General features: G+C 67.0%; 17 protein-coding genes. 14 read left to right on the forward strand and 3 right to left on the reverse strand.

The window, feature by feature from the left end:
- Positions 1-213 precede the first annotated feature (213 nt).
- Positions 214-1110, reverse strand: a complete 897-nt coding sequence (locus AC5P8Y_RS18190) for a mechanosensitive ion channel family protein (RefSeq protein ID WP_005410099.1) — start codon at positions 1108-1110, stop codon at positions 214-216.
- 151 nt (positions 1111-1261) lie between these two features.
- Positions 1262-3640, reverse strand: coding sequence for a phosphoenolpyruvate synthase (gene ppsA / locus AC5P8Y_RS18195; protein WP_005410098.1), 2379 nt, complete (start codon positions 3638-3640; stop codon positions 1262-1264).
- Between the two features lie 144 nt (positions 3641-3784).
- Between ppsA and ppsR the strand changes: the two genes are divergently transcribed.
- The 5 genes from ppsR (at position 3785) to AC5P8Y_RS18220 (ending at position 8076) form a co-directional block, all read left to right on the forward strand.
- Positions 3785-4606, forward strand: coding sequence for a posphoenolpyruvate synthetase regulatory kinase/phosphorylase PpsR (gene ppsR, locus AC5P8Y_RS18200; protein ID WP_005410097.1), 822 nt, complete (start codon positions 3785-3787; stop codon positions 4604-4606).
- 153 nt (positions 4607-4759) lie between these two features.
- Positions 4760-5269, forward strand: coding sequence for a DUF1249 domain-containing protein (locus AC5P8Y_RS18205; protein ID WP_033833151.1), 510 nt, complete (start codon positions 4760-4762; stop codon positions 5267-5269).
- Between the two features lie 41 nt (positions 5270-5310).
- Positions 5311-5799 carry an NUDIX hydrolase gene (locus tag AC5P8Y_RS18210; protein ID WP_005413820.1) on the forward strand — a complete coding sequence of 163 codons (489 nt, stop codon included), beginning with the start codon at positions 5311-5313 and terminating at the stop codon, positions 5797-5799.
- A 162-nt stretch (positions 5800-5961) separates the two neighbouring features.
- Positions 5962-6591 (forward strand): DUF2239 family protein, encoded by a 630-nt coding sequence (locus tag AC5P8Y_RS18215; protein WP_049402528.1) that lies wholly within the window; start codon positions 5962-5964, stop codon positions 6589-6591.
- 120 nt (positions 6592-6711) lie between these two features.
- Positions 6712-8076 (forward strand): MATE family efflux transporter, encoded by a 1365-nt coding sequence (locus AC5P8Y_RS18220; protein ID WP_049402529.1) that lies wholly within the window; start codon positions 6712-6714, stop codon positions 8074-8076.
- 64 nt (positions 8077-8140) lie between these two features.
- Here AC5P8Y_RS18220 and AC5P8Y_RS18225 read toward each other — a convergent pair whose 3' ends face one another.
- Entirely contained in the window at positions 8141-8791 is a 651-nt protein-coding gene (locus AC5P8Y_RS18225) for a class I SAM-dependent methyltransferase (protein ID WP_049402530.1), read from the reverse strand.
- Between the two features lie 343 nt (positions 8792-9134).
- Between AC5P8Y_RS18225 and AC5P8Y_RS18230 the strand changes: the two genes are divergently transcribed.
- The 9 genes from AC5P8Y_RS18230 (at position 9135) to AC5P8Y_RS18270 (ending at position 19035) form a co-directional block, all read left to right on the forward strand.
- On the forward strand, positions 9135-9749 hold the full coding sequence (locus tag AC5P8Y_RS18230; RefSeq protein ID WP_014647547.1) for a CDP-alcohol phosphatidyltransferase family protein: 615 nt from the start codon (positions 9135-9137) through the stop codon (positions 9747-9749).
- A gap of 22 nt (positions 9750-9771) precedes the next feature.
- Positions 9772-10836, forward strand: a complete 1065-nt coding sequence (phaE, locus tag AC5P8Y_RS18235; protein ID WP_088436214.1) for a class III poly(R)-hydroxyalkanoic acid synthase subunit PhaE — start codon at positions 9772-9774, stop codon at positions 10834-10836.
- A complete protein-coding gene (phaC, locus tag AC5P8Y_RS18240) occupies positions 10833-11900 on the forward strand; it encodes a class III poly(R)-hydroxyalkanoic acid synthase subunit PhaC (RefSeq protein WP_111172468.1) in 1068 nt (355 codons plus the stop codon). Before phaE ends, phaC begins: the two co-directional genes overlap by 4 nt.
- Before the next feature lie 30 nt (positions 11901-11930).
- Positions 11931-12299, forward strand: a complete 369-nt coding sequence (locus AC5P8Y_RS18245) for a YfeK family protein (protein ID WP_111150702.1) — start codon at positions 11931-11933, stop codon at positions 12297-12299.
- A gap of 64 nt (positions 12300-12363) precedes the next feature.
- Entirely contained in the window at positions 12364-12567 is a 204-nt protein-coding gene (locus AC5P8Y_RS18250) for a PspC domain-containing protein (protein WP_005410087.1), read from the forward strand.
- The gene (locus AC5P8Y_RS18255) at positions 12564-13016 is read left to right on the forward strand and encodes a hypothetical protein (protein WP_033833143.1); all 453 of its coding nucleotides are present in this window, start codon (positions 12564-12566) and stop codon (positions 13014-13016) included. Before AC5P8Y_RS18250 ends, AC5P8Y_RS18255 begins: the two co-directional genes overlap by 4 nt.
- Before the next feature lie 810 nt (positions 13017-13826).
- Positions 13827-14042: a hypothetical protein gene (locus AC5P8Y_RS18260; RefSeq protein ID WP_005410085.1), complete on the forward strand. Its 216-nt coding sequence runs from the start codon at positions 13827-13829 to the stop codon at positions 14040-14042.
- 207 nt (positions 14043-14249) lie between these two features.
- On the forward strand, positions 14250-16637 hold the full coding sequence (locus AC5P8Y_RS18265; protein WP_164133419.1) for a Tex family protein: 2388 nt from the start codon (positions 14250-14252) through the stop codon (positions 16635-16637).
- A 208-nt stretch (positions 16638-16845) separates the two neighbouring features.
- Positions 16846-19035 carry a PAS domain S-box protein gene (locus AC5P8Y_RS18270; protein ID WP_164227519.1) on the forward strand — a complete coding sequence of 730 codons (2190 nt, stop codon included), beginning with the start codon at positions 16846-16848 and terminating at the stop codon, positions 19033-19035.
- Positions 19036-19051 lie beyond the last annotated feature (16 nt).

A 19051-nucleotide genomic window follows, 5' to 3' on the forward strand; every position in this document is an offset into this window, starting at 1 on the left:
GCGGCGAGGGGTAGTGCCGGCCGCTGGCCGGCATTTCAGTCAGGCGGCGAGGGGTAGTGCCGGCCGCTGGCCGGCATTTCAGTCAGGCGGCGAGGGGTAGTGCCGGCCGCTGGCCGGCATTTCAGTCAGGCGGCGAGGGGGGTAGTGCCGGCCGCTGGCCGGCATTTCAGTCAGGCGGTAGTGCCGGCCGCTGGCCGGCATTCCACTGCCGGATCACGGCTTGTCGCGCACCAGCGCGTCGGCTTCAACCACGCCGCCATCCTTGCCATGCAGGTACAGGTGCATGTCCTGCTGCGGGTACGGGATGTTGATGCCGGCCTTGTCATAGCCCAGCTTCAGCTGCTCCAGCAGCGTGACCTTGGTACCAAACCAGTCGGCCGACTTCACGTAGCAGCGGATGCCGAGGTTGATGGCGTGTGCGCCCAGCTCGTAGACCACCACGTCCGGTGCGGGGGTCTGCAGCACGCGCGGGTCGGCCTTCATCAGCGCCAGCGCGGTGTCGCGTGCCAGCTGGATGTTGTCCTCGTAGCCGATGCCGATCACCAGTTCGACGCGGCGTGTCGGCTCGGCGGTGAGGTTGATGATCGGCGCGGCGGTGATCAGCGTGTTCGGAATGGTGGTGTGCTGGTTGTCAGCGCCGGTTAGCACGGTCTGGAAGATGCGCACTTCGCGCACCGTGCCGGTCTGGCCGGCCACGGTGACCACATCGCCCACGCGGAACGGACGCAGCGTCACCAGCATCACGCCCGAGGCGATGTTGGACAGCGAATCCTTCAATGCCAGACCGACCGCCAGGCCAGCGGTGCCGAGCACGGCCAGCAGCGGGGTGATCTGCACGCCCAGCGTGCCGATGGCCAGCACCACGACGATCACCAGTGAGGCGGCGTACACCACATTGCGAAGGAAGCTGCCCAGCATCGGGTCCACACCCATGCGCGCAGTGGCGCGCGGCATTGCATTGGACAAGCGACGTGCCACCCACAGGCCCACCAGCAGCACCACGATCGCGGCCAGCAACGGCACGCCGTAGGTTTCCAGCAGGCGTTCCCAGTCGAGCGAGTGGAACCAGGGCGTTGCGGCGGGGGCGGCGGGTGCTGCTGCGGCGATCATGCGGAAGTCCTTTGCTGAGAAACGGTGTCTGCGTGGGGCAGGGCGTGCGTGCACGCCAGAAACACGAAGCCCCGCAGAGGCGGGGCTTGCATGCAGCAGCAGTATCGGCCGACGCCGATGAACACGACGTCAGCCTGTAGCCATCACGGCATCAGCCGTTGGCCTTCAGCTTGGCCAGGCGCAGCCAGGTATCGACCACGGTGTCCGGGTTCAGCGACACCGACTCGATGCCTTCCTGCATCAGCCATTCGGCCAGATCCGGGTGATCGGACGGACCCTGGCCGCAGATGCCAACGTACTTGCCCTTGGCACGTGCTGCCTTGATCGCCATCGACAGCAGCTTCTTCACTGCCGGGTTCCGCTCGTCGAACAGGTGCGCAACGATCGAAGAGTCGCGGTCCAGGCCCAGGCTCAGCTGGGTCAGGTCGTTGGAGCCGATCGAGAAGCCGTCGAAGATCTCCAGGAACTCATCGGCGAGCAGTGCGTTGGACGGCACTTCGCACATCATGATGATCTTCAGGCCGTTCTCGCCCTGCTTCAGGCCGTTCTGTTCCAGCACCTCGACGACCTTGCGGCCTTCTTCCAGGGTGCGCACGAACGGAATCATGACCCACAGGTTGTCCAGGCCCATTTCGTTGCGCACGCGCAGCACGGCCTTGCACTCCAGCGCGAAGGCGGCCGAGAAGCTCGGGTCGACGTAACGGCTGGCGCCGCGGAAGCCGATCATCGGGTTCTCTTCGTGCGGCTCGTAGTTGCTGCCGCCGATCAGGTTGGCGTACTCGTTGGACTTGAAGTCCGACAGGCGCACGATCACCGGGTTCGGTGCAACCGAGGCGGTGAGGGTGGCGATGCCTTCAGCCAGGCGGTCGACGTAGAAGCTGACCGGATCACCGTAGCCGGCGATCTTCTCGTCGATCTTCTTCTTGGTCGCCGCGTCCTGGCGGTCGTATTCCAGCAGCGCGTTCGGGTGGATGCCGATGTGGCTGGCGATGATCATTTCCAGGCGGGCCAGGCCGATGCCGGCGTTCGGCAGCTGGCCGAAGTCGAAGGCACGTTCCGGGTTGGCCACGTTCATCATGATCTTCAGCGGGGCCGGCGGCATGTTGCCCAGATCGGTGGTGGTGCGCTCGAAGCCGAGCTTGCCTTCGTAGATGAAGCCGGTATCGCCTTCAGCGCAGCTGACGGTGACCAGCTGGCCATCTTCGATGACCTTGGTGGCGTTGCCCGAACCGACCACGGCGGGCACGCCCAGCTCGCGCGCGATGATCGCGGCGTGGCAGGTGCGGCCACCACGATTGGTGACGATGGCCGAAGCGCGCTTCATCACCGGTTCCCAGTCCGGGTCAGTCATGTCGGCGATCAGCACGTCGCCCGGCTGAACGCGGTTCATGTCGTCCAGCGTCTTGACCACGCGGGCCACGCCCGAACCGATCTTGGCGCCGACGGCGCGGCCTTCGGCCAGCACGTTGCCGCCCTTTTCGGTCAGCGCGAAGCGCTCGATCTGGGTGGCGTGGCTGCGCGACTTCACCGTTTCCGGGCGCGCCTGCACGATGAACAGCTTGCCGCTGACACCGTCCTTGGCCCACTCAATGTCCATCGGGCGGCCGTAGTGCTTTTCGATGACCAGCGCCTGCTTGGACAGTTCCTGCACGTCCTCGTCGCTGATCGAGAAGGTGTTGCGCAGTTCGACCGGAGTGTCCTCGATCCTGACGCGCTCACCCGGGACATCCGAATACACCATGCGGATCGCCTTGCTGCCGAGCGAGCGGCGCAGGATCGCCGGCTTGCCGGCCTGCAGGGTGGGCTTGTAGACGTAGTACTCGTCCGGATTGACCGCACCCTGCACGACCATTTCGCCCAGGCCGAACGAAGAGGTGACGAACACCACGTCGCGGAAGCCGGACTCGGTGTCCAGGGTGAACAGCACGCCGGAGGAACCGACGCCCGAACGCACCATCAGCTGCACGCCGGCGGACAGGAACACGTCCTCATGCTTGAAGCCGTGGTGGACGCGGTAGGCGATGGCACGGTCGTTGTACAGCGAGGCGAACACTTCCTTGACCTTGTGCACGACATCGTCGGCACCGGTGACGTTGAGGAAGGTCTCCTGCTGGCCGGCGAAGGAGGCATCCGGCAGATCCTCGGCGGTGGCCGACGAACGCACGGCCACGGCCACGTCGCCGCCGCCGTTTTCGGCGCTCAGCTTGGCGTAGGCGGTGCGGATGTCCTGGTCCAGCTGCGGCTGCAGCGGCGCATCGATCACCCAGCTGCGGATTTCCTTGCCGGCGGCGGTCAGCGCGTTGACGTCCTCGACGTCCAGCGTGGCCAGCTTGTCGAAGATGCGCTTGGACAGGTCGTTGTGCGCGATGAAGTCCTTGAAGGCTTCAGCGGTGGTGGCATAACCGCCCGGCACCGAAACGCCCAGACCGGCCAGGTTGCCGATCATCTCGCCCAGGGACGAATTCTTGCCGCCTACGCGGGCCAGATCGGCCAGACGCAGTTCGTGCAACCACAGGATGTTCTCGTTCAAGCGCGATGCTCCGTTTGGCCATCGCCCGAGGCGGGCTGAGTGGCCGCGTCCGTAGGAAGAAGCCGATATGATGCCGGGCAGACCACTGTCGGCACAAGCTTGTGCTGGCGGCCTTTTTAAGCTTCGTAGGGGGTAAAAGCGCGCATGTCGACCATCCGCCCGGTGTTCTACGTTTCCGATGGAACCGGTATCACCGCTGAAACCATTGGGCATAGCCTGCTCACCCAGTTCTCCGGGTTCAGCTTCATTACCGACCGCATGTCGTTTGTCGACGACCCCGAAAAAGCGCGTGAAGCCTGTGCCAGGATCCAGGCGGCAGGGGAGCGGTACCAGGTCCGGCCGATCGTGGTGAACTCCTGCGTGGACCAGAGCCTGAGCCTGATCCTGGCCGACAGCGGGGCGCTGATGCTGGATGTGTTCGCGCCGTTCATCGAGCCGCTGGAGCGTGAACTGGCCAGCCCGCGCCTGGCCCGGGTCGGCCAGGCCCACGGCATGGTCGACTTCGACACCTACCACCGCCGCATCAACGCGATGAACTTCGCCCTGACCCACGATGACGGTATCGCGGTGAACTACGACGATGCCGACGTGATCCTGGTGGCGGTGTCGCGCGCCGGCAAGACGCCCACCTGCATCTACCTGGCCCTGCATTACGGCGTGCGTGCGGCCAACTACCCGCTGACCGACGAGGACCTGGAAAGCGATCGCCTGCCGCCACGCCTGCGCAATTACCGGCGCAAGCTGTTCGGCCTGACCATCGACCCGGACCGCCTGCAGCAGATCCGCCAGGAGCGCCGCCCGAACTCGCGCTACGCCAACCTGGAGACCTGCAAACGCGAGGTGGCCGCGGCCGAGGTGATGTTCCAGATGGAGCGGATCCCGACGCTGAGCACCACCCACACCTCGATCGAGGAGATTTCCAGCAAGGTGCTGGCCACGCTGGGGCTGCAGCGCGAGCTGTATTGATTCCGGTAGAGCCGGTAGAGCCGGCCGCTGGCCGGCTGATCGATGGACCCTCGGCCGCGATATTGCGCTGCCGGCCAGCGGCCGGCACTAACCCAGGGCTTGGCTTGCGCATGTACGCCCCCACGTTGAAGCACCAACGTGTAGGATCGACCCATGGCCCGAGCCTTGCCCCGTACCGAACGCATTCCCCGCCTGAGCCGGTTGAGCTGGCTCATGGGCCTGTACGCGGAAAACTACCGTCATCTGGTACGCCTGTTCGAGCCGGCGGGACTGGTCGCGGGCAGCTACATCTCCTCGATCGGTGACGGCCTGGATGTGCGCCTGGACGTGATCGAATGCCACCGCTACACGGTGGAACTGCGCCTGACCTACGACCTGGCCGACCCGGTCACCGGTGAGCCGGACCCGTCGGCCTACGTCCGCCTGTACCGTGATGCGCGCCAGGCCGAGACCACCCATTGCTACGTCGGCCGCCGCTGGCAGGACACCATGGGCCTGTATCCGCCACCGGCGGAACTGATCAGCCATCGCATGCGGATGAACACCTTCCTCGGCAAGTGGCTGGAATACCTGGCCGAGCGCGGCCATGGCGTCGCCACGCTGCGCCGTGACCCCGATGGCGCCGGTGCGCCTGCCGAACGCCGCCTGTCGCTGGTGCGCTGATCGGCCATAATCCACGGCTGACCTGCCGCTGGATGCTGCCCATGCCGTACACCCCGATCGTCGCCACCCTGGGCTACGTGCTGTCGCCCGATCGTCGCCAGGTGCTGATGATCCACCGCAACACCCGGCCCGGTGACCACCACCTGGGCAAGTACAACGGGCTGGGCGGCAAGATCGAACCAACCGAAGACGTTGCGGCAGGCATGCGCCGCGAGATCGCCGAGGAAGCCGGCATCGACTGCACCGGCATGCGCCTGCGCGGCACCATCAGCTGGCCGGGTTTCGGCAAGCACGGCGAGGACTGGCTGGGCTTCGTGTTCGTCATCGACAGTTTCGAAGGCACCCCGCACGGCGGCAACCATGAAGGCACGCTGGAGTGGGTGGACCTGGACAAGCTGGACACGCTGCCGATGTGGGAGGGCGACCGCAACTTCCTGCCGCTGGTGTTCGACGCCGACCCGCGCCCCTTCCACGGCGTGATGCCGTACCAGGACGGCCGCATGGTCAGCTGGTCCTACAGCCGGCTGTAAACCGGCGAATCGGGAGGGGGGCGATCTTTCGAGTGGGGATCAACCTTCCAGGTGGGTGCCAACCTTGGTTGGCACGCTCTTCCGGTTCATTAACACCCGGGCAATATTGACGAATGAAAATTACCCGGGCAATATTCGCGCATCACCTCCGATGCCATTGCCATGCCTGCGTCCCGACTCCCTCCCTTCAGTTGCTTCGACGGCCACCGCCTGGTCGCTTCCGGTACACCGGAAGTGGCAGCGCTTGCGCTGAAGCAGCTGCGTGCCGGCAACGCTGCCGGTCCGCTGCTTGTGTTCGACAACGCTACCGGCCGCACCCGTGATTTCGATACGCGCGGCAGTGACGCAGAACTGCTGGCGCGGGTCGTCGAAGCCTTTCCCGCCGCCGTCGAGGCGGATGCCGACGCTACTGCCGAAGAGGCGCCGGCAACTCCGCGTGGCCGCGGCCGCCCCAAGCTGGGCGTGGTCGCACGCGAAGTGACCCTGCTGCCCCGCCACTGGGCGTGGCTGGCCGAGCAGCCCGGCGGGGCCTCGGTAGTGCTGCGCAAGCTGGTGGAGGCGGCCAGCCGTGCTGGTGCCGACAAGGACCGGCGGCGCCGCCACAGCGAGCGTGCCTATCACTTCCTGCAGACCATCGCCGGAGACCTCCCGGGTTTCGAGGAGGCCATCCGTGTGCTGTTCGCGCACGACCGGGCAGGCCTGGAAATGGCCTTGCGCAGCTGGCCCGAGGATGTGCGCAATCACGCCCTGCGCCTGGCCTTCGATGATTCTTCGGACCACGCAGACGGCTGAGCCACTGCGCCGTTGCTGAGCGGCGGCGCCACCTGATCGCGGGCCACGGCCGCCCGCTCCCCTTTGCTTGCTTTGCTGGCGGAAACGCCGGGCAGGGCAGCGCCTTGCCCAGAGAACCCCATGGACACCCCCGCACATCCCATCCCCCCGGTCGCGCCGCCCCTCTGGCACACCTATCTGAACCTGCTGCTGCCGATGCTGCTGACCAATGCATTGCAGCTGGCCGCAGGCACGCTGGACAACATCTACCTCGGCCATCTGCTGGGTACGCAGGCGGTGGCCGCCGCCGCAGCGTTCTTCCCTGTCTTCTTCCTGCTGCTGGCCCTGGTAATGGGTCTGGCGACCGGTGCGATGGTGCTGATCGGCCAGGCCTGGGGCGCGGGCCGGCCGCAACAGGCTCGCGCGGTGGCCGGCAGTGCGGTGGCACTGATCCTGCTGTTGTCAGTGCTGGTGATGGCAGTGGGCGGCGGTTTCGCTCCAGAGCTGCTGGTGGCACTCGGTACGCCGGCGCCGATCCTCGGCGAATCCATCGTCTATGCCCGTGTCCTGCTGCTGGCGGTACCGGTGTTCTTCCTGCTGTGGCTGGCCACTGCGGTGAGCCGTGCGGTGGGCGATGCCAGAACGCCGCTGCATGCGCTGCTGCTGGCCACAGTGGTCGGCCTGCTGTGCACGCCGCTGCTGATCCTGGGCTGGGCCGGCCTGCCGCAGCTGGGCGCGGCCAGTGCGGCAGTCTCGGCGGCGCTCGCCTCGCTGCTGGCCCTGGCCTGGCTGATGTGGCGGTGGCAGCGGATGGGGCACCCGTTGGCCCCGGGGCATGAGTTGCTGCAAGCCATCCGCTTTGATGGAGCGCTGATCCGTTCGATGCTGCGCATCGGCATACCGTCTTCGTTGCAGATGCTCAGCCTGGCCATTGCCGAAATCGTGCTGCTGGGCTGGATCAACCGCTATGGCTACACGGCCACGGCCGCCTACGGTGCGGTCAACCAGTTGATGAGCTGGGTGCAGCTGCCGGCGATGTCGCTGGGCATCACTGCCACCATCCTCGCGGCGCATGCGATGGGCGCGGGGCGTACGGCACGGCTGCCGGCCATCGCACGCACAGGCGTGCTGCTTGGACTGGCGATGCTGAGCGGGGTGGTGGTGCTGGTTGTGGCGCTGGCGCCCTGGCTGACCGGCCTGATCCTGGCGGCGACCGACGTGCGCGAACTGGCCGCGTTGCAGTTGCGCACCGTGGTGTGGGGCGTGCTGGCGATGGGAGGCAGTGCGGTGCTGGTCGGAGTGATGCGCGGCAGCGGCACGGTGCTGTTGCCGGCGTTGCTGGGCATGGCTGCCGTGTTGCTGCTGGAGCTGCCGTTGGCGATGTGGCTGCAATCCCGGCACGGTCTGGCCGGGCTGTGGTGGGCATGGCCGCTGGGGTTGCTGGCCATGCTGGTGATGCAGGTGTTCTGTTTCGCGCATTGGCGGCGCCGGGTGCAGGCTGGGTAGTGCCGGCCGCTGGCCGGCAATCCGCAATGGCCGGAGCAGCCGGCCAGCGGCCAGCACTACCACTTCAGTGCCGCTGTGCCAGCAGCAGGTGGAAGTGCTTCTCTCGGGTCTGGCCGTCATTGCCGGCCGCGGATTCGCGATGGCTGCGCCAGGCCGAGACGCGGAAGCCGGACACGCGCAGGGCCAGCTCCACCGCGTCCAGCTCATGCAGCTGGAAGTCGGCGGCGAATGGCAGGCTGCGCATGAAGCTGGCATCGCCGAAGGCCAGGCACAGGCGGCCGCCCCGGCGCAGCACCCGCGCCAGTTCGTCCAGCACCGGGGCCAGGTTCGGCCAGAAGTACAGGGTGTTGACCGCCAGCGCGGCATCCATCGCGGCATCGGCGACCGGCAGTCCATGGGCGTCGCCGTGTCGCATCGCCGCACGTTCGGCAACCCCGGCGTCGGCCAGCCGCTGGTTGCCGGCCTCGACCATGGCCGTGGACAGCTCGATGCCCAGATAGTGGCTGCCGGTGGCCTGCAGCATCAGTGGCGCGAAGGCCGCATTGCCCGGGCCGACCTCCAGGACCCGTTCGCCGGCGCCGACGGCCAGCAGCCCGATTGCGGCCAGGTTGAGTGCGCCGTTGCTGCGGTTCATCGAGTCGGCCACTGCCAGCGCGGCCTCGCCGTGGGGCTGCCGCAGCTGTGCGGCCAGGGTGGGAGCATCCAGCATCATCATCGTCCGTTGCAGAGTTTCGGACGTGGCGGCGGCGGGTCCGCCGGTGACCATAGCGCCGACCTTGTGGCTTGGGAAGTAGGGAAACCCCGCTTCCGGGTGATGAGGAAATGTCCAGCGTCGCAGTCGGTGAGATCTGGTTGTCCACAGGGGGTGTGGATTACGCGTGGGCAACTTTGTGGATAAGCCGCGACAGGCGCCACCCCCCTAGGCTGTCAAGATGGGTGGCGAAAAATTCACCGTCGGTGAGGGCAGGTGAGGGAGCGGTGAAGGCGGGGCCTGCCAGCGCTGTCGCCAGCGGCGGCGCTCGCGGTAACCTGTGGGCCTTGATGCTCCGTGAGACCCCATGAAACGTCACTTCTCGATGCTGCGCGAATTCCAGCTGGCCGACTGGTTCACCCTGGCCAATGCTTTCTGCGGCACCGGTGCGGTCTTTGCCGCGATGCGCTTCCTGCAGGACGGCGAGCGCGGCTACCTGCTGTTCGGCATGGCGCTGATCCCGCTGGCCTTCATCTTCGACGCGCTCGACGGGCGCATCGCGCGCTGGCGCAAGTCCAGCTCCACCCTCGGCCGCGAGCTGGACTCGCTGTCGGACGTGATCTCCTTCGGCGTGGCGCCGGCGGCGCTGGCCTATGCCTGCGGCATGCAGGGCGGCTGGGACTGGCTGGTGCTGAGCTACTTCGTCTGCTGCGGTGTCAGCCGCCTGGCACGCTACAACGTCACTGCCGAGGCGCTGGCCGGCGACGAGGGCAAGGTCACGTATTTCGAGGGCACCCCGATCCCGACCAGCCTGGTGCTGGTGATCGTACTGGCGATTGCCGCCGGTACCGATGCCATCGGCCAGAACATCTGGTTCGGCCAGTGGCAGATCGGCCCGTGGCAGCTGCACCCGATGGTGCTGTTGTTCGCCCTGTCCGGGTCGCTGATGATCAGCAAGACCCTGCGTATCCCCAAGCCATGAGCCAGCCCAGCGGAGGCCTGCAATGACCAGCTCGGCCCACGACGCCGGCAGCAGCGATTTCGAGACCCTGGCCCGGCAGTACTTCGGCGCCTGGGGCGATGCCCTGCGTCATGCGAGCACGCCCGGCGCACCCGCCGGTGACGACCCCGGCAGCTGGCAGCGGTTGTTCGACTGGTGGGGCCAGCTGTTGCCCGAGCAGGCGCAGGGCGCACCGGAAGATGCCGTGCGCCGGTTCCGGGAGCAGGCGGGCAGCTGGTACGGCACCATGCAGGAGGTCGCCGCACGATTTGCCGGCCGCGACGCCAGCAGTGCCGATGTGGCCCAGGCCTGGCGCGAGGCGGTGCAGGGGCAGGGCGATGGCATGCTGCAGTGGATGCTGCAGGGCGCCCGTGGCAGCACCCACGCCGGCGCCACCGTGCCCGAATTCGCCGCATGGCTGCAGCAGTTCCAGCTGCAGGCGGGCCCGTGGCTGCAGAGCCCGGCGTTCGGCCCCGGCCGCGAGCACCAGGCGCGCTGGCAGGCGCTGCTGCGGGCGCAGGAGGAGTACCAGCAGCATTCGCGCGCCTACGTTGATCAGATCAGGCAGGCGTTGGACGAGGCCTTCGCGTTGTTCGAGCAGCGTCTGGCCGAGCACGAACAGCCCGGCAGCCAGTTGACCAGCGCCCGCGCGATGTTCGACCTGTGGATCGAAGTGGCCGAGGAGGCCTACGCCAAGGTCGCCATGTCCGAACCGTTCCAGCAGGTGTACGCCTCGCTGGGCAACGCGCAGATGCGCCTGCGCGCCGGCCTGCAGCGCGAGGTGGAACAGATGAGTGAGCGTATCGGCCTGCCGACCCGCAGCGAGATGGACGCCGCGCATCGCCGTATTGCCGAACTGGAGCGCAGCCTTCGCCGCCTGCAGGCACAGGTGGCGGTGCTGGCGGGGACCGCCGCGGTCGATCCGGTGTCGCAGCCGGCACCGGCGAAGGTGAAGCCGGCCGCGCGCAAAGCCGCGAAGAAGGCCGCGCCGGCGAAGAAGGCGCCTGCAAAGAAGGTGTCTGCGAAGAAGGCTGCGTCTCGCGCGTCCACTCGGGCGCGTGACCGATGAAAGGACCGCTGGGCTTCAACGCCGATGACCTGATGCAGGAAACCCTGGCCATCCAGCGCAAGCTGATGGAAGGGCTGAAGCTGCTGCCGCAGGTGGAAGACGTGGACTATGGCGTGACCGCGCGCGAGGAAGTCTGGCGTGACGGCAAGGTGGTGCTGTACCGCTTCGTCGGCGAACAGGCACCGACCCGGCGCACACCGCTGCTGATCGTCTACGCGCTGGTCAACCGGCCGTACATGGTCGACCTGCAGGCCGACCGTTCGCTGGTGCAGAAGCTGCTGGCGCTGGGCCAGGACGTGTACGTGCTGGACTGGGGCTACCCGGATAGGTCCGAACGCTTCCAGACCCTGGAGGACTACCTGCTGCGCTACATCGACGGCGCGGTCGATGCGCTGCGTGCGCGCAGTGGTGGCCCGGTGGACCTGCTGGGTATCTGCCAGGGCGGCGTGTTCGCACTCTGCTACGCCGCGCTGCGCCGGCAGAAGCTGGGCAAGCTGATCACCATGGTCACCCCGGTCGACTTCCAGACGGCTGACAACATGCTCTCGCATTGGGCGCGGCAGGTGGACGTGGACCTGCTGGTCGACACGCTGGGCAACATCCCGGCCGACCTGATCAATGCCAGTTACCTGATGCTCAAGCCATTCCGCCTGAACGTGCAGAAGTACGTCGGCCTGCTCGACATCCTCGATGACAAGGCCGCGCTGGAGGATTTCCTGCGCATGGAGAAGTGGATCTTCGATTCACCGGACCTGGCGGGCGAGGCGTTCCGCGATTTCATCAAGCAGTTCTACCAGGGCAATGGGCTGGTGAACGGCACGGTGCGGATCGGCGAGGAAGCGGTGGATCTGTCGCAGGTGACGCTGCCGGTGCTGAACATCTATGCCGAGCAGGACCATCTGGTGCCACCGGATGCCTCGCGCGCGATGCGCGGGCGTTTGGGCACGGACGACTACACCGAGTCCAGTTTCCGTGGTGGGCATATTGGTATCTACGTGTCCGGCCGCGCGCAGCGCGAAGTACCGGCCACGATCGATGGCTGGTTGAAGGCGCGCGATCTGTAGAGTCGAGCCATGCTCGACTGACTTGGGGGGATGATGTACCGGATTTTGTTGATTCTTGCGGCACTGCTGACAGCACCACTTGCCCACGCCGCACCCAGTACGGATGCACGCCGGGAGATCGCCCAGCTGATCGCCAGCCTGGACGGCTCCCAGTGCCGTTTCCAGCGCAATGGCAGCTGGTACGGCGGCAGCGACGCGCGCGCGCACCTGCAGCGCAAGTACGATTACCTGCTGAAAAAGGGCATGGTGGACAGCGCCGAGCAGTTCATCGAGCGCGCTGCCAGCCAGAGCAGCATGAGTGGCAAACCCTACCGCATCCAGTGTCCGGGGCAGCCTGAACAGACCGCAGCCGCCTGGTTCGGCGCACGCCTGCAGGCCCTGCGCCACCGCACGCCGTAGACATGGGGGCGGTGTAGAGTCGAGCCATGTTCGACTGCCTTGTCCGTTTCCCGGAGCTGCCGCCATGAACACCACGCCCAAAACGCTGTCGCGCTCATTGAACGACCGCATGATTGCCGGCGTGATGGGCGGCATTGCCCATCGCTTCGGCTGGAATGCGACCCTGCTGCGGGTGATCTACGTGCTGGTTTCGCTGGCCTCCGCCGCCTTCCCTGGCATCCTGGTCTACCTGATCCTGTGGCTCCTGATCCCCAACGAGGCCGATTGAAGACTGGAGCAACGCCCTGGCCGATCTGGCTGCGCGCGCTGCAGGTGCTGGGCGCGGTGTGGACGTCACCCAATTCCCTGCTCGGCGTGATCGGCGGCCTGGCCGGCATGCTCGGCGGCGCGACATTGCGCTGGAGCGGGCGTGACTGCGCGCTGGTGTTCGACCACTGGCCGTGGGGGCCAGGCGGGGCGATCACCCTGGGGAACGTGATCCTGCACACCGGCCATGACCTGGGCATTTCCTGCCGCACCTATGCGCATCAGGCAGGGTGGGGCGTGGAGCCGCTGATCCGGCTGGATGATCACGAACGGGCGCACGTGTACCAGTACATGGTGCTGGGCCCGCTGTACCTGCCGGTGTACCTGCTGTGCGGCGGGGTGAGTGCGCGCAATCCGTTCGAACGGGCGGCCGATCATTTCGCCCGGTTCGGGCGTGGCTGGTGGCCGTAGTTTCCAGCCAACGGCGCAGCCCCTCGTGGGTGGTCGCGGAATGCGTTTCATGCGATTGGGCCGGGCGGGGTGGGTTCGCGGGACACGCCGTAAACCCGTCCCTGGGGGCTCGATGGCGCCTTGCTCGTGTGCGCAGTCCTGCGCACACGGCAAGACCGGGGTTGGGCGTCCTGCCCAACCCGCCCGAGGCATGCCTCGGGCCCATGGCGCCAACGGTCCCGCGAACCCACCCCGCCCGGCCCCTGACAGTTTCCGTGCGCGTCCAGCCACGGAGAAGAAATAGAACAGCAGAAGCGGGTCGCGCGCTGCGCTTGCTCGCGAGCGGGGCATGGCTTGGCTTGGCTCTACAGGAAGCAATAAATCAGCCGGCCAAGCTGTTTTTGCTTTTGATCTTCTTTTTTCTTTTCCGTGGGGGGGGGGCAGGCATCAGGAACCTGTCAGCGGCCGGGAGGGTGGGTGGGGCGGGGTGTCCGCAGCATGGATGCCGCGGCCAAGCCCCCAAGGACGGGTTCACGGCGTCCCCGCACTACCCACCCTCCCGGCCAGCCCCTGGGAAACCAGCTTTCAGCGAACAACCAAACCACCCACGAGGGGCTGCGCCGTTGGCGGGAATCCGCCACGGATTCGTTAGCAGGAAGTTAAAGATCCGTAAGCATTCTGCTGCGATCCCGCAGTCATCTGCATGCAACCGATCGTCATTAGCCTTCGTGACGTTCCAGTCAGGTTCGACGCAGTAAGCTCTCCTTCGATGAGCTCGCAGCATCGTTCATCGAGTGCAGTACGCAGTAGCAATTTGGAGGAATACATCACATGGCAATCGTTCTTTATGTCGGTGGTAGCAAGGATGGCGAGAAGGGCGTGGTGCCCTACGGCTTCAGCAAATCCCGCGCCGACACCGCGCTGGGGCCGGAGTTCTACACGGAGCGGTTCATGGAACTGCAGGGTGTCGGCAAGGTCCGCCTGATGGCCCTGGAAGGCATGCGTGACGAGATCGTCATGCAGCGCGCCGCCCGCCACTACCGCTGACCTTCGCAACACGCGGCAGGGCGCGCCCACCATCGCGCGCCCGCGCCGGCATCCCAGCCCAGGGCCAGTCCGAGCCCTCTCTCCGCCAGGATGCCGGCGTCCACTCCGGCCCCGCCGCTGAACCTCGCCCCCTGTCAATGCCTTGTCCGGCTCCGTCGTGGATTGCCAGAATGGGATCTTCCCGTACCGCGGCACAGACCTGAAGCAATGCACGACGCCAAGAACGCCCAGAGCGCGCTCGCCCAGCAGATCGCCCAGACCATCGCCGACGAGATCGGTGCCCAGTCCGCCCAGGTGCGCGCCGCCGTCGGCCTGCTCGACGAGGGCGCCAGCGTTCCGTTCATCGCGCGCTACCGCAAGGAAGTGACCGGGGGCCTGGACGACACCCAACTGCGCAACCTGGAAGTGCGCCTGACTTACCTGCGCGAGCTCGAAGACCGTCGCGCAGCGGTGCTGGCCAGCATCAGCGAGCAGGGCAAGCTCAGCGACGAGCTGCGCAACGACATCCTGGCCGCCGACACCAAGAGCCGGCTGGAAGACCTGTACCTGCCGTACAAGCCCAAGCGCCGTACCCGCGCCCAGATCGCCCGCGAGGCCGGTCTCGAGCCGCTGGCCGATGGACTGCTGGCCGATCCCACGCAGGACCCGCAGGCCTTCGCGGCCGCCTTCGTCAACACCGACAAGGGCGTGGCCGACACCAAGGCCGCGCTGGAAGGTGCGCGCGCGATCCTGATGGAGCGCTGGGGCGAGGACGCCGCGCTGGTCGGCGAGCTGCGCACCTGGCTGGGAGAGAACGGCGTGATCCGTGCCCGCGTGGCCGAGGGCAAGGAAACCGAAGGCGCCAAGTACCGCGACTATTTCGAACATGCCGAATCTCTGGCGAAGATTCCTTCGCACCGGTTGCTGGCGCTGTTCCGCGCGCGCCGCGAAGAGATCCTGTTCCTGGAACTGGACCCGGGCAGCGATGCCGAGGCCGGCCACCAGTACGCCGAAGGCCGCGTGGCGCGCAGGGCCGGCATCGCCGACCGGGGCCGCGCCGCCGATCGCTGGCTGCTGGACGCCTGCCGCCTGACCTGGCGCGCCAAGCTGCACACCCATCTGCTGCTGGACCTGTTCAACCAGGCTCGCGAGAAGGCCGAGGCTGAGGCCATCGCGGTGTTCGGCGACAACCTGAAGGATCTGCTGCTGGCCGCACCGGCGGGCCCGAAGACCGTGCTTGGGCTGGACCCGGGCATCCGCACCGGCTGCAAGATCGCCGTGGTCGATGCCACAGGCAAGCTGGTGGCCACCGACACCATCTACCCGCATGAGCCACGTCGCCAGTGGGACCAGTCGGTGCAGACGATCAAGCAACTGTGCGCCAAGCACAACGTTGAACTGATCGCGATCGGCAACGGCACCGCCAGCCGCGAAACCGACAAGCTGGCCGGCGAAGCGATCAAGGCTGCCGCCAACCCGAAGCTGCAGAAGGTCGTGGTCAGCGAGGCGGGCGCCTCGGTGTACTCGGCCTCCGAGTTCGCGGCCAAGGAGTTCCCGGGGCTGGACGTGTCGCTGCGTGGCGCGGTGTCGATCGCGCGTCGCCTGCAGGACCCGCTGGCCGAACTGGTCAAGATCGAACCCAAGGCGATCGGTGTCGGCCAGTACCAGCACGATGTGGACCAGTACCGGCTGGCGCGGGCGCTGGACGCGCGCGTGGAGGACTGCGTGAATGCCGTGGGCGTGTACGTGAACACCGCATCGGCCGCGCTGCTGTCGCGGGTGTCCGGCCTGTCGGCCACGGTGGCCGAGAACATCGTGCGCCATCGTGACGAGAACGGCCCGTTCAAGCGCCGCAAGGATCTGCTGAAGGTCGCGCGCCTGGGCGAGAAGACCTTCGAACAGTGCGCCGGCTTCCTGCGCATCGCCGACGGCGACCAGCCGCTGGATGCTTCGGCGGTGCACCCCGAAGCCTATCCGGTGGTCGAGCGCATCGTGGCCAGCACCGCACGCCCGATCAAGGCGCTGATCGGTGATGGCAGCTTCCTGCGTGGCCTGAAGGCCGAGCAGTTCACCGATGACACCTTCGGCTTGCCGACCGTGCGCGACATCCTGAAGGAACTGGAGAAGCCGGGCCGCGACCCGCGTCCGGAGTTCAAGGCTGCGCGCTTCGCCGAAGGCGTGGAGGACATCAAGGACCTGCGCGAGGGCATGGTGCTGGAAGGCGTGGTGAGCAACGTGGCGGCCTTCGGTGCCTTCGTCGATATCGGCGTGCACCAGGACGGCCTGATCCACATTTCGGCGTTGTCCGACACCTTCGTGAAGGACCCGCGTGACGTGGTCAAGGCTGGCGACATCGTCAAGGTGAAGGTGCTGGAGGTGGACGTGGCGCGCAAGCGCATTGCCCTGACCCGGCGTCTGGACGATACCCCCGGGCAGGCCACCAGCCGCCCGGGCCAGCGTGATGAGCGCGGCCATGGGCAGGGTCCGCGCCGGGATGCAGGCGGCCAGAACCGCGGGCCGAACCGGGGCCAGGGCAATGGCGGCCGTCCCGCCGCGTCCGTGCCGCCGGCCAACAACGCCCTGGCCGAGGCCTTTGCCCGCGCCAAGCGTAGTTGAGGACCGTGTTCCCCGTCACGCTTGATTCGTGGCGGGGGACTTGTCGATTTTCCCCGTGATTGCGCACACTTGCGCTTGAGGGGAGGCGTCCGGCCACCCCGCTGTCGCTGGGGAGGGCCATGACGCCAGCAGGACCCGTCGTCTTCGTTGAGGTCTGCAGCGTCGCGCTGCGGCCGCTGCCTGCCTGCGCGGGCCGGGGGCAGCGGTGATGGCGGGCCAGGGCACCAACGGCAACGGGTTGCTGGAGCGCCGCCTGCAGGCGCTGGCCGAAGAGCGTCGGCGGCTGGCGATGATCATCGATGGCACCGCCGCGGGCACCTGGGAATGGAACGTGCAGAATGGCGAGATGCGGGTCAACGCGCGCTGGGCCGAGATTGTGGGTTACCGCCTGGAAGAGCTGGAGCCGGTCTGCCAGAAGACCTTCCTGAAGCTGGTCCATCCCGATGACATAGCGCTGTCGGACGCGGCACTGGACGAGCATTTCGAGGGGCGCACCGACAACTACGCGTGCCTGCTGCGGATGCGCCACAAGAATGGCCAGTGGATATGGATCCAGGACCGTGGCCGCGTCTTCGAATGGGACGCGCGGGGCAAGCCATTGTGGATGGCCGGCGCGCATGCCGACGTGACCGAGCTGCAGCAGGCCCGACAGGATGCAGCCGAAACACGGCAACGCCTGCAGGCCGTGGTCGATGCCTCCGACGAGGTGGCGGTGATCGCCACCGATATCGATGGCACCATCACCCTGTTCAACACGGGCGCGCAACGCCTGCTGGGCTACAGCGCGGCGGATGTGGTCGGCCAGCGCCGGCTGGATGCCTTCCACGATCCGCAGGAACTGAATGCCTGGCTGCGACCGCTGGCCGATGCCGATGGCCAACTGCCAGATGTGTTCGAGGCACTCAGTGCGCGTGCCGATGGCCAGACCTATTCGCGGCAATGGACGCTGCTGCGCAAGGACGGCCAGCCACGCCAGGTACGCCTCTCGATCAGCCGCATGGACGGAGCCGATGGTGTACGCATCGGCTATGTCGGGATGGCCATCGACATCACCGAGATCCTGCAGGCGAGGGCCGAAGCGCGCTTGTCCGCGGAGAAGTTCGCCGGTGCGTTCACCTCGGCTGCGCTGGGCATGGCGCTGGTGTCACTGGAAGGGCGATGGCTGGACGTCAACGATGCGCTGTGCCGGATCCTCGGCTATCCGCGGGAAGAACTGCTGCAGGTGGATTTCCAGCGTCTCACCCATCCTGATGACCTGCAGACCGACCTGGCCCTGGTGCAGGACCTGCTGGCCGGGCGTCGCAGCCACTACCACCTGGAAAAGCGCTATCTCGATCGCGATGGCAAGGTCATCTGGGCCCGATTGTCGGTCTCGCTGGTGCGCAACGAGCATGGCGAGCCGTTGCATTTCGTGTCGCAGATCCAGGACATCACCGCCCAGCGCAGCAGCGAGCAGCGGCTGTTCGAGAGCGAACAGCGCAGCCGCATCACCCTGGATGCCGTGGCCGACCTGGTGCTGAGCGTCAGCCTCGATGGCCGTATCGATTACGCCAATGCCGCTGCAGTACGCACGTTGGCCGGCGATGGCGCGTTGTCGCTGGCCGGACACAAGGTGCAGGATGTGCTGGCGCTGACCACCGAATACGCGCCGGGTTCGGTGCTGGACGTGTCGGTACTGCTGGATCCGGACAGCAATGCGGTCGACCTGCATGCCGACCTGCTGCTGCGCCTGGGTGCCGCCACGGTGCCGGTGGACCTGACCCGCGCCTGGTTGCGCGATGACGAGGGCCATGTGCGAGGCGCGGTCTGGGTGCTGCGCGACGATACCCAGCAGCGTGCCCGCCAGCGCGAGGCGCGTCATCTGGCCGAGATCGACCCGCTGACCGAACTGAGCAACCGCCGTGGCTTCGAGGTGCATCTGCAGCAGGCGATCACCCGTGTCGAACGTACCGGCCAGGCCGCGTCGCTGATGTACATCGATCTGGATCGGTTCAAGCCGATCAACGATACCTGGGGCCATTTGGCTGGCGATGCGGTGCTCTGGGCGGTGGCCAGCGTTCTGCGTCACGGGGTGCGCGATTCGGATGTGGTGGCGCGGCTGGGCGGCGATGAGTTCGCGGTGATCCTGTCCGGTTGCACGCCGCGTCGTGCAGCGCGCATTGGCGGCGAGCTGCTGCATACCCTGGCGTCGCTGTCGATTCCGTGGGACCAGGACCGGTTGCGGGTAGGGGCCAGCATCGGCATCGCGCCGCTGGCCGGAGGGATGAGCGTGGACCAGGCGGTGGCCGCGGCCGATGCCCAGTGTTACCGGGCCAAGGCGATGGGCCGCAACAACGTGCAGGTGCAGGGCGAGGCCAGTGAGCTGCCGGGCGATGATTCCGAGGTCGTCGAGGGCTGATCTCAGCCTGTGAGAG

The sequence above is a fragment of the Stenotrophomonas sp. YJH_SMC_12-1 genome (genome assembly GCF_059370935.1).